The sequence below is a fragment of the Rhodanobacter sp. L36 genome, from assembly GCF_009765755.1.
Classification (GTDB): Bacteria; Pseudomonadota; Gammaproteobacteria; order Xanthomonadales; family Rhodanobacteraceae; genus Rhodanobacter.
The window spans coordinates 167,352-177,958 of record NZ_LMUV01000003.1 but is presented as its reverse complement, the minus strand read 5'-3'; the positions used below and the strand labels follow the sequence as shown (position 1 = coordinate 177,958).

The window sequence follows — 10,607 nt, the reverse complement described above, 5'->3', positions numbered from 1 at the left end:
GCTCATTGGTTTTGCATGAACTGGACGAAGATGCCGCCATCGGTGACGACCTGATCACCGGCACGCAAACCATCGGCGATGTCGTAGCGATCGTCGGCGCGATAACCCAGCGTCACGCTGCGTCGTGCAAAGCTACCGTCAGCTTGCGCGACGTAGACGAAGGGCAGGTTTTCGTCATCGCGCAGCACGGCAGCGACTGGAACCAGCAGACCGTTGTGCTGCTGCCGCGAGTGGATGCGCACGTTGACGTACATCTGTTTTTTCAGCAGCACGCCAGGGTTCGCCACTTCCACGCGCGCAGCCACGAGGCGCGTGTCGGGGCTCACCAGCGAAGCGATATTGGTGACGCTGCCGGCAATTGTTTTTCCATCGACGCCGGTTTCCACATCCGCCGGATCGCCCACGCTCACCGATGCTATGTCCGAGACGGAAACCTGCGCCATCACCCACACGCGCGACAAGTCGGCGATGGTGAAACATGCCGTGGTGCCGGCCTGCAACAGCTGGCCGGGCGTGATCAGTTTTTCCACCACGGTGCCGCCGATCGGCGCGCGGATCACGCTCTGCACTTTCGAAACCGAACGACCTTGGCGAATATCCGCGATGGTCTTCGCATCGACATTCAACGCGAGCAAACCCTGCAACGCCGCTTCGGCATCCGCATCGGCGTTGGCCGCATCGGTCTGCGCCTGATCCTCTTCGCGCTGCGCGACACCGCGATGCTGCACCAGATCCTTTTCCAGATCGGCCAGCCGTCGATCGGTATTCGCCGTGGCGAGCGCCTTGCGATACGTGCTGATCGCGGTGGCGAAGTCGGCCGAATCCACGATCGCCAGCGCGTCGCCCTTCTTCACCTTGTCGCCGGGATTCACCAGCAAGCGCAACACCGGGCCGGAGAACGCGGCGAGTACGCTGGTCGCCTGGTCGTTGTCGAAATCGACCGCGCCGCTGGCTTCGATCGTGCGATGGAACGGCGACGACGTGACTGTGTAGAGATGGATGTTCTGCCGTTGCGCCGAAGTCAGCGTGACGTTGCTCGGCGTTGTCGATGCCGCCTGAGAATCGTTGTCGGTCTTCGAGGAACACGCCGTCATCGAAACGAAGGCAACGGCCAGCATGAGCGTGGCGAGCGGACGCGCGCATCGTCGACGCAGCGCGCGCGTCGTCGTGCGAAAGAATTTATTTTCCATCGGTATCCCGGGATGAATCCGTACGATTCCACCAGCCACCGCCGAGTGCCTGGAACAATGCCGCGGTGTCGGCGAGGCGGCTGGCCTGCGCCTGTATCAGCGCGATGCGCGCCTGTTGCCAGGCCTGTTGCGCGGTCAGCACGGACAAGTAATTTCCGTAGCCGACCTGCGACTGGCGCTGCGAAAGATCCAGCGTCACCTTCGCCGCATCGGCCGCATCGGCCGCTGATTTCACGCCATCGCCGTCCTGCTGCAAGGCCACCAGCGAATCGGCGACATTCTGAAAAGCGCCGAGCACGGTGCTGCGATATTGCTCGGCGGCCTGCACGTAATTGGCTTTTGCCGCGCGCTCTTCATGCAGCAGCGTGCCGCCCTGAAAAATGGGCGCGGTGATGCCGGCGCCGATGTTCCAGAAACCGGTGCCCGACTTGAATACCTGGCTGATCGCCAGCGCCGTGCTGCCGGCGTTGGCGGTCAGCGAAATATTCGGCAGACGATTGGCGACGGCGACGCCGATCTGCGCGCTGGCCGCATGCATGTTTTCTTCCGCCTGCCGCACATCAGGACGTTGCGCGACCAGCGTCGAAGGCAGGCTCACCGGCAACTCTCGCGGCAGCGCGATGTTCGACAATTCGAACGATTGATCCGGCGCATCGCCAGGGAAACGTCCAGCGAGCACCGCGATGAGATCGTTCTGCTGCGCCAGCTGCTTGAGCAGCGGCGGCAGCGTGGCCTGCGCTTGCGCGAGCTGCGATTCCTGCGCGGACACATCGAGCTGGCCGACATAGCCTTTCGCCAACTGATAGCGAAGAATCCTGACCATGTTGGTGTTGATGTCGACGAGCTCGCGCGTGGCGTCGATCTGCGCCTTCAACGATGCCTGCTGTACCGCCGCCGCGACCACGTTGGCGCTCAGCGTGATGCGTGCCGCGATCATCTGGAAACGCGTGGATGCTTCCTGTGCCTTCAGCGATTCGACCGTGCGGCGATTCAAGCCGAACACGTCGGGCGCATACGAAATGCTGAGCTGCGGCGTGTACAGGTTGTAGAGAAATGCGTTGTTGCTCGGCACCGGCGCGAGCGAACCGGGCGGATCCTGTTCGCGACTTGCTGCGATGCCTGCACTCACATTCGGGAAATACGAACCACGCTGCGCGAGCATGTTTTCGTGCGCGGCCGTGAGCGCGGCCTGCGCGGCTTTCAGGTCGGGGCTATTCGCCAGCGCACGCTCGACCAGATCGTTGAGCGGCTTCGAATGAAACAGCGTCCACCAATCGGCGGGAATGTCGCGACCATCGATGAAATGCTGCGTCTCGCCGGCATCGACGTTCGCCCCGGTGATCGTGGTCGGCAACGGATGCGCGGTGTAACCGGTGACATTCGGCGCAGCGGGCTTGTGGAAATCCGGGCCTACGGTGCAACCGGCAAGCAACAGCATGGACATCGCGAAGAAACCACGCGCGCATCGAAGCGCTGCGCCAGCCGAAAGGTCGGCGCCCTCTTCATCGATGGAGGCGGCATCGGCCTGTTTCATGCGAGCGCGTCTTGAGGAGTCGTTCGGACGCAACAGTATAATGTAACAGTGCTGTAAAAACCGTCGGGATGCACGCCTCAATATCTTGCGATCCGTCTCTGGGCGAGTGCGTTCAACTGCGCGCGGACATGCCGTCCAGTGTGTCCAGGCATTCGCCGAATATCCGCATCGCATCATGCAAATCGGCGGGCGGCAGGCTGCAATAACCAAGCAGCAGGCCGGGCGTGGCCGGCGGGGTTTCGTAATACGGCGCAATCGAATAAATGCCCAGCTCGCGCGTGCGAGCGAGGGCGATCAAGGCATCGACCTGCGCGTGGGTGTAATCGCGCATCCAGATCACCAAGTGCATGCCGGCGCAGGAATCGGCGATCTGCACACGTGCGCCCGCGTACTGGCGCAAGCCCTTGATCAACTCCTCGCGACGCGTCTTGAGCGTCTTCACCGCACGCACCAGATGTCGCGAAAATCCACCCGATTCCATGAAATGCGCCAGCGCGGCTTGTTCGATCGCCGAGGTGCTGTAGTCGCACAGGTATTTCGCGTCGACGAAATGTTTCACCAACGCCGCGGGCAACACCAGGTAGCCCAGGCGAAGGGATGAAAACAGCACTTTCGAAAACGTGCCGCCGTAGATCACGCGATCGGCGTGATCGAGCGAACGCAACGATGCCAGCGGTTTCGAGTCGTAGCGAAAATCGCCGTCGTAATCGTCTTCGAGAATCCACGCCTGATTCGCTTCGGCGTAACGCAGCAGCTCGCGCCGACGCGCGAGAGACAACACCGCGCCGGTGGGATATTGATGCGATGGCGTCACGTAGATGAGCCGCGGCGCGCGCGCCGGGAGCTCTGCGGTGATCAGTCCATGGTTGTCAGTGGGCACGAGGTGGATTTGCGCGCCGTGGGCCTGCAGTGATTGACGTGCGAGAAAATAATGCGGATCTTCCAGCACCACCGTTTCGCCTTCGTTGACCAGCACGCGCCCAGCCAGCGTCACCGCCTGCTGGAAACCGCTGACGATGAGTACGCGCTCCGGTGGCACATGAATGCCACGGCTGTGCTTGAGATAACGACACACCTGCTCGCGCAGATACGGCAAGCCCTGTTCGGGCGCAGCCTGCGGCGGTGTGTACGTTGCAGCATGCGCCAGCTCGCGACCCCAGATCGTGCTGAGCGACGCGTTGGTCATCGGGTTTCCGCATTGCAGATCGTAGCGCCCATCGAAGCGCATCCGCGCGACCGCATCGCGACGCACCTGTGTGGCGCGCTCCGCATATTGCGATGGCGGCGCGAGCATGGGCGCCGTCACGACAGGCAGCGCGGGCTGCGCCTGCAGCGCACTGACATAGCTGCCGGAACCCACCAGGCAATCGATGCAGCCTTCGGCTTCCAGTTGCTCGTACGCCGTAGTCACCGTGGTGCGCGAAAGGCCGAGCTCCTGCGCCAGCGCGCGGCTCGGCGGCAAGCGCTGTCCCGGCGTGAATGATCCTTCGGCAATGGCCGTTTTAATGGCCCGCGCCAGCTGCGCGTAGCTCGGGCCGCATCCGTCGAGTTCGAGGTACACGTCATCCTCTTGCGCTGAAAACATTGAAACGTTCAGTTCGACATGACGATAGCGATCACCGGTGAATCGCACTATCAAATCCCTGCTGAGCGATGCACGCATTCAACGATCGCCGACAGCATGCGTGCGGGCGATCGCATGCAACCGATCAGCCTTTTTCGACGTCGCCGTGCTGTGAGTAGATCGCGTGCCATTGACCTTCGGCATAGACGAAAATGTCGGACGAACTCACGCCTTTCTGCGCACCGCGCGCGGGGTTGTAGAACGAAAGAATCGCCATGTCGCCCTGAAGCACCACGGAGGTGCCATACGGATGGACCTTGCGATATTCGGCAAGCTTGGCCTTGGCCGTTGCCACTGGCGTGCCGCTACGCTTTGCGGCGCCAGCGACAATGCGGTCTTTCGAGTACGCCATGCCGTCGGCATCGACTGACCGGTAGTCGGGCATCAGCATCCGCTGCAGATACGCGGTGTCGCCGGTCATTTCGGCCACGCTCCAGTGCTCGTCGGTGGCGATCACACCGGACTGGGTCTTCTGGTTTTCGGCGGCGCTGCTCGACATCGAATCCTGCGCGTGCGTCGGCAGCACGAAAAGACACGACGCCATGGAACCCACCAGCAGTGCGGCGCCGATGACGTGACTCAGCTGAGAGTGTCGAATGCGAAAGGCCATTGCAGGATTCCGAAAGCCGCGGGCGAATCGCCGCCATCGCAGCGTGGGAGACGTGTCCTTCACGCGCATCCACTTTGTGATGAAAAAGCCGTTGCTGTGACGAGCGGTCGCCATGCCGTGACGAGCGGCGGTTCGATTTTTTCCGCATCGTCTGAAGCGCTTTCGCCTGCTGCGATGGCCTTCCAAATCGACGGAACAGTGCGCACACTTCGGTCTTGCGCGACACGCCATCGCCACGAGAAAACGAAACCATGAGTGCGGCATCCACCACGCATCGCTTCAGAAACTGGAGTCTCGTTTTCGGGATCTGGACGCTGCTCGTGTTGTCGTATTCGGCCAGCTCGGTGATCAGCTCGATCAACGAAGGCTATCCGGCCTCATGGTCGCGCGCGTTTGCCTGGAATTTTCTGGACTTCTATCTGTGGATGTTGCTGACGCCGCTGGTGAGCTGGCTCGGCCGTCGCGGCGCGCACGACTGGCCGCGATTCTGGGTTGTGCACATTCCTGCCGGCATCGTCATTGCCGGCGTGCAATCCGCCGTGATGCTGACCCTGTATTGGCAGATCACCGGACCGAGCCCGATCGGCAAGGTACATACGTTCGACGATTTTCTGCACCAGGAATCGGTCTACAAATTCCATTTTGCACTGCTGATCTACTGGCTGCTGCTGGTTGTATTGCGCGGCCTCGCGTCACAGCGTTCGCTGAAGGACGAACGACTGCGCAGCTCGCAACTCGAAGGACAACTCGCGCAGTCACAGCTGCAGGCATTGCGCATGCAACTGCAGCCGCACTTCCTGTTCAATACGCTCAACGCGATCTCCGCGCTGGCGCTCGCCGACCCGCCGCAGGCACGCCTGATGATTTCGCGGCTTAGCGATTTCCTGCGCCTCACGCTGGAAGAACGCAACGCGCAACAGGTTTCCCTGTCGCGCGAAATGCAGTTTCTCGATTGCTACCTCGGCATCCAGCAGGTGCGTTTCCAGGATCGCCTGACCACGCACCTCGACATCGCCGCGGACACGCTCGACGCCGCCGTGCCGAACCTGATCCTGCAACCGCTGGTGGAGAACGCGCTTCGGCATGGGCTGCTGGCGAAGAGCGAGCGCGGCAACCTGCGCATATCCGCGCACCGCGCCGGCGATCTGCTGCGTCTGCGCGTGGAAGACGATGGGCTCGGGCTGCCGCCGGCCGGACATCACGAAGGCATTGGCCTGAGCAACACTCGCGAGCGGCTGCAGGCGTTGTTCGGCACCTCGGCACGCCTGCAGCTGTCGCGCATCGACGGCGGCGGCACGCGGGTGGATCTGCGCTTCCCGTTCGTGGCATGCAACGGATGAACGCGCCGCGCATCCGCACCTTGCTGGTCGATGACGAGGTCCTCGCGCGGCTGGCCATTCGGCAGGCGCTGGCATCCCACGCCGACATCGAGATCGTCGGCGAGTGCGGCAACGCCAGCGAAGCGTTGCAGGCTGTGGCGGCGCTGGAGCCGGACCTGATGTTTCTCGACATCCAGATGCCCGGCAAGGATGGTTTCGGTCTGCTGCACAGCCTGCCGAAAGCACCCTTGCCGCTGCTGGTGTTCGCCACTGCCTTTGCCGAACATGCGCTGGCGGCGTTCGACGCCAATGCGATCGACTACGTGTTGAAACCGATCGACCAGCAGCGCTTCGATCAGGCCATGGGCCGGGTGAAAAAACACTGGTACGGCATGAACGTCTCGACGCATGCCGCAGCGAACGACGTGGCCGGCAACTATCTGCGCCGTATCAGCGTCAACACCGGCGAGCACAGCCGCGTGATTCCGGTCAGCGATATCGACTGGGTGCGTGCCGACGGCAACTACGTGCGCATCCATGTGGGCGGCAAATGCTTCCTGCATCGGGAAACGCTGCGGCATCTGCTGGAATCGCTGGATCCGAATGATTTCCTGCGCATCCATCGCAGCATCGTGGTCAACGTGGATCGCATCCGCGAAGTGCACACATTGTTCCAGGGTCACGCCGAAGTGGTGCTGCGCGACGGTACGCGGCTGGATCTCAGCCGCCGCTTCCGCGCCGGGGCGCGCGCGGCGCTCGGCCTGCGCTGACCGCTGATCCCCGCCAACCGACCTTTCGTCACCCAGCTCGAGTCGGTCGACACAAAAAGTGTGCGCGGCCACCCGCACTGCCCCAGCATTCCCGCTGCTATCGGTGCCGCGACGGCATCGTCATCAGGGAAACGACATGCCCGGTCGGACACTTTTCGCGCTGCTCGGCGTCTGCCTGCTCGGCATCGGTTGCAATGCGCGCACCAGCGATACGTCGGCCAGGGTGTCCCCTACCGTCTTCGCGCCGGACGTGATCTCCGCGCCCGGCGGCGTGGATTGCCTGACTTTCACGCCCGACGGCAACACTGTGTACTTCGATCAAGAGACGAAGGCCGGCGTGACGATCATGGTTTCCCATCGCGTGGCGGGCACATGGTTGACGCCACAAGTCGCGACTTTTTCGGGAATCTGGATGGACCACGATCCGGTGGTGTCACCGGAGGGGTCGTTCATCGTGTTCACCTCCAACCGGCCCGACAGCGATGGCGGCCAGCCGCTGCACGGGGGACACCTGTGGCGCGTCGATCGCCAAGGTGACGGCTGGGCCAAGCCCACCCGTTTTCCCGATACGGTGAACGCAACCACGCGCACCTTTGCGCCGACGATCGCCGCGAACGGCGACGTGTATTTCCAGCAGGCCGATCCACCCGGGCACGACTTCCGTTTGTATCGAACGGCCTATCGCAACGGCAGCTACCTCCCGCCGACCCTCGTCGAACTCGGCGACGCGAACGCGCACAAGCTCGATCCGGCGATTGCACCGGACGGTTCGTTCATCGTGTTCGACGCCAACTACGCCGGCAAGGGCAAGCCCGACCGCCTCTACATCGCCTTTCGCAAGGGCGGGCGATGGAGCGCGCCCGTCGACATGGGCGATGCGCTGAACCCGTACCAGCCATGGGGCTCGCACCTCAGCCCCGATCACCGCACGCTGTATTTCACCAGCGACCATGCATTGCCCGGCGCCGCGATCGCCACGGCAGCGAACCGGGGCAGCAACCATATCTGGAGCGTCCCGCTGGCACCCTGGCTGAGAGCGCGACCGTGATCGCGGTCGACCACGTGGATCACAGCGTGAGGCTGAAACGCGAGGGCGAGGGCGACGGTGCGTATGTCGACGGAGTAATGCAGACGCGTCTCCAGCGCGCGGGCAAGACGTACGACGTGGCGATCGAGCCGGGTCGCTCGCACTGGTACGGCTACACGATGTTCCGCCGCGGCATCGTGACCAGCGACGAGTTGATGGTCGAGCGCCCGGTGGTACTGGTATCTGCCAACAGCAGCGTCCCGCGCTAGCCGTCGTTCACGGCTTGTTGGCGTGCGCGGGCGAAGACTCGGCGCTCCTTAAACGCAGCGAGGAACCGAGCATGAAAAACAGGATCGCGACGTTGTCCCTTGCGCTCGCCCTGGGCGTGTCGAGCGCGGTGATGGCGCAGCAGCAGGCCATGACAGAACCGCAGGTGCAGACCCGCCTGACCGAGCAGGGTTATACCCACGTCAATGACCTCAAGTTCAAGGACGGCATGTGGCAGGCCGATGCGAAGAGTGCCAACGGCAAGAGTGTGAAGCTGCGCGTCGATGCGAAAACCGGTCAGGTTTATCCCGACAAGCAGGTCTCGAAACTGAGCAAACACGACATCAATGCCGCGCTCACCACGCAAGGCTATACCGATGTGCACGATGTGAAATTCGACGATGGCATATGGAAGGCCAAAGCAAAAAATCCATCTGGCAAACACGTCAAGGTCAAGGTGGATGCAGACAGCGGCAAGGTGATCGGCGCCGAGTGAATGATTGCCACGAAGGGCTGTCCGGATGCGGGCAGCCTTCTCTTGGCTGGACCGTCGCAAGCGTGCTCACTAGTATCGCGTGGTTCCCTCCGACAGGTGCTGCCCGTGAAACGCATGATGTTTTCCGCCCTCGCCCTTGCCGTTTCTTCGGCGTCGCCAGCAGCCACTTCCAACGCACCGACGATCGACCCGCACCACTTGTCGGAAGAGGTGAAGACGCTTTCTTCCGATGCGTTCGAAGGACGCGGGCCGGCGACGCCGGCGGAAGCGAAAGTCATCGATTACGTCACGTCACAGTGGAAAGCCGTCGGCCTGCAACCCGGTGGCGATGTTGTGAACGGCAAGCGCGCATGGACGCAGAATGTGCCCTTGCTGCGCAGCAACATCATCGGCACGCCCTCGCTTTCGCTGGATATGGGTGGCAAGCGCATGGCCTTGAAACAGGGCGAACAGATCGCGATGCGCGCGCCGATGGACGGCACGACCACCGTCGCGGTTGCGCACGCGCCACTGGTGTTTGTCGGCTACGGCGTCAAGGCGCCCGAGCGACATTGGGATGATTTCAAGGGCGCGAACCTGCGCGGCAAGATCGCGGTGGTGCTGGTGAACGATCCCGATTTCGAAACGGGCAAGGGTGACTTCGGCGGCAAGGCCATGACCTACTACGGCCGCTGGACGTACAAGTACGAAGAAGCCGCGCGGCAGGGCGCGCTCGGCATGCTGGTCATCCACGAAACCGCGCCGGCATCGTACGGTTGGGCAACGGTGAAGAATTCCAACACCAACACGATGTTCGACATCGTGCGCGATCATCCATCGTCCGTGCATCCACAGATCGAAGGCTGGATCCAGCGCGATCTCGCCGTGGCGATGTTCAGGAACGCCGGGCTGGATTTCGACACGTTGAAAAAGCAGGCGCAGACGCGCGCGTTCACGCCCGTTGTGCTGCAAGGCGAAACCCTTTCAGCGAATTTCAAGGTCGACTCGAAAGTCATCACCACGCACAACATTGTCGGCCGCATCGAGGGCAGCAAACGCCCGGACGAAACGGTGATCTACAGCGCGCACTGGGATCATCTCGGCGTGGGCCAGCCCGACGCGAAAGGCGATCGCATCTACAACGGCGCCGTCGACAACGCGACGGGCACGGCAGCGCTGATCGAACTGGCACGCGCGTTTTCGCATGCGCCGAAACCGCAGCGTTCGATCGTGTTCCTCAATGTCACCGCCGAGGAAAAGGGCCTGCTCGGCTCGGAGTACTACGCCTCGAAGCCGTTATATCCGCTCGCCACCACCGCCGGCGTGATCAACATGGACGCGCTCGATCCGCACGGGCCATCGCGCGACTTCACCATCGCCGGCAGCGCAAAGCTCGGCCTGCTGGACAACCTGATCGCCGATGCGAAAACCCACGGCATGACGTACTCCGCCGATCCCAAACCCGAGGCCGGCGGTTTCTTTCGCTCCGATCATTTTTCGTTCGCCAAGCGCGGCGTGCCGGCGATTTCATTCGGTTCCGGCAACGACTGGATCGATGGCGGCGTCGCAGCCGGCAAAGCGGCGGATGACGACTACACGGCCAATCGCTATCACCAGCCTGCGGACGAATGGCAGGCCAGCTGGCCGTTCACCGGCATGGCGCGAGACCTGCAATTGCTCTACACGCTCGGCGGCAACCTGGCGAATTCCGGTGAGTGGCCGGACTGGAGCAAGGACTCGGAATTCCGCGCCATTCGCGATGCAACAAGCAGCCAGCGGAAATAGTTTCCG

Annotated in this window: 10 protein-coding genes; 6 read left to right on the top strand and 4 right to left on the bottom strand. The window is 62.6% G+C overall.

From position 1 onward, the window contains the following. Positions 1 to 2 precede the first annotated feature (2 nt). The 4 genes from GSQ73_RS05870 to GSQ73_RS05855 form a co-directional block, all read right to left on the bottom strand. Positions 3 to 1,190, bottom strand: a complete 1,188-nt coding sequence (locus GSQ73_RS05870; protein ID WP_254063300.1) for an efflux RND transporter periplasmic adaptor subunit — start codon at positions 1,188 to 1,190, stop codon at positions 3 to 5. Next, entirely contained in the window at positions 1,180 to 2,724 is a 1,545-nt protein-coding gene (locus GSQ73_RS05865; protein WP_216844731.1) for an efflux transporter outer membrane subunit, read from the bottom strand. The genes GSQ73_RS05870 and GSQ73_RS05865 overlap by 11 nt, the downstream gene beginning before the upstream one ends. A 112-nt stretch (positions 2,725 to 2,836) precedes the next feature. Then, positions 2,837 to 4,309 (bottom strand): PLP-dependent aminotransferase family protein, encoded by a 1,473-nt coding sequence (locus GSQ73_RS05860; RefSeq protein WP_158882013.1) that lies wholly within the window; start codon positions 4,307 to 4,309, stop codon positions 2,837 to 2,839. 124 nt (positions 4,310 to 4,433) lie between these two features. Beyond that, positions 4,434 to 4,958, bottom strand: coding sequence for a nuclear transport factor 2 family protein (locus GSQ73_RS05855; protein WP_158882011.1), 525 nt, complete (start codon positions 4,956 to 4,958; stop codon positions 4,434 to 4,436). A gap of 251 nt (positions 4,959 to 5,209) precedes the next feature. On the opposite strand from GSQ73_RS05855, the gene GSQ73_RS05850 reads away from it, so the two are divergent. The 6 genes from GSQ73_RS05850 (at position 5,210) to GSQ73_RS05825 (ending at position 10,601) form a co-directional block, all read left to right on the top strand. Then, positions 5,210 to 6,298, top strand: coding sequence for a histidine kinase (locus GSQ73_RS05850; protein ID WP_158882009.1), 1,089 nt, complete (start codon positions 5,210 to 5,212; stop codon positions 6,296 to 6,298). After that, the gene (locus GSQ73_RS05845) at positions 6,286 to 7,047 is read left to right on the top strand and encodes a LytTR family transcriptional regulator DNA-binding domain-containing protein (RefSeq protein WP_254063299.1); all 762 of its coding nucleotides are present in this window, start codon (positions 6,286 to 6,288) and stop codon (positions 7,045 to 7,047) included. Before GSQ73_RS05850 ends, GSQ73_RS05845 begins: the two co-directional genes overlap by 13 nt. A 136-nt stretch (positions 7,048 to 7,183) precedes the next feature. Beyond that, positions 7,184 to 8,095, top strand: coding sequence for a PD40 domain-containing protein (locus tag GSQ73_RS05840; protein ID WP_158882005.1), 912 nt, complete (start codon positions 7,184 to 7,186; stop codon positions 8,093 to 8,095). Positions 8,096 to 8,121: 26 nt separating this feature from the next. Then, entirely contained in the window at positions 8,122 to 8,343 is a 222-nt protein-coding gene (locus tag GSQ73_RS05835; RefSeq protein WP_158882003.1) for a hypothetical protein, read from the top strand. Positions 8,344 to 8,414: 71 nt separating this feature from the next. Continuing rightward, positions 8,415 to 8,837 carry a PepSY domain-containing protein gene (locus GSQ73_RS05830; protein WP_158882001.1) on the top strand — a complete coding sequence of 141 codons (423 nt, stop codon included), beginning with the start codon at positions 8,415 to 8,417 and terminating at the stop codon, positions 8,835 to 8,837. 105 nt (positions 8,838 to 8,942) lie between these two features. Next, positions 8,943 to 10,601 (top strand): M28 family metallopeptidase, encoded by a 1,659-nt coding sequence (locus GSQ73_RS05825; RefSeq protein WP_158881999.1) that lies wholly within the window; start codon positions 8,943 to 8,945, stop codon positions 10,599 to 10,601. The last annotated feature ends 6 nt before the right edge of the window (positions 10,602 to 10,607 follow it).

Bases quoted from the DNA above. Each gene is read 5' to 3' on its own strand.
- GSQ73_RS05860 (WP_158882013.1), bottom strand. From the start codon at position 4,309: ATGTTTTCAGCGCAAGAGGATGACGTGTACCTCGAACTCGACGGATGC.
- GSQ73_RS05850 (WP_158882009.1), top strand. From the start codon at position 5,210: ATGAGTGCGGCATCCACCACGCATCGCTTCAGAAACTGGAGTCTCGTT.
- GSQ73_RS05830 (WP_158882001.1), top strand. From the start codon at position 8,415: ATGAAAAACAGGATCGCGACGTTGTCCCTTGCGCTCGCCCTGGGCGTG.
- GSQ73_RS05870 (WP_254063300.1), bottom strand. From the start codon at position 1,190: ATGGAAAATAAATTCTTTCGCACGACGACGCGCGCGCTGCGTCGACGA.
- GSQ73_RS05840 (WP_158882005.1), top strand. From the start codon at position 7,184: ATGCCCGGTCGGACACTTTTCGCGCTGCTCGGCGTCTGCCTGCTCGGC.
- GSQ73_RS05855 (WP_158882011.1), bottom strand. From the start codon at position 4,958: ATGGCCTTTCGCATTCGACACTCTCAGCTGAGTCACGTCATCGGCGCC.
- GSQ73_RS05845 (WP_254063299.1), top strand. From the start codon at position 6,286: ATGCAACGGATGAACGCGCCGCGCATCCGCACCTTGCTGGTCGATGAC.
- GSQ73_RS05865 (WP_216844731.1), bottom strand. From the start codon at position 2,724: ATGAAACAGGCCGATGCCGCCTCCATCGATGAAGAGGGCGCCGACCTT.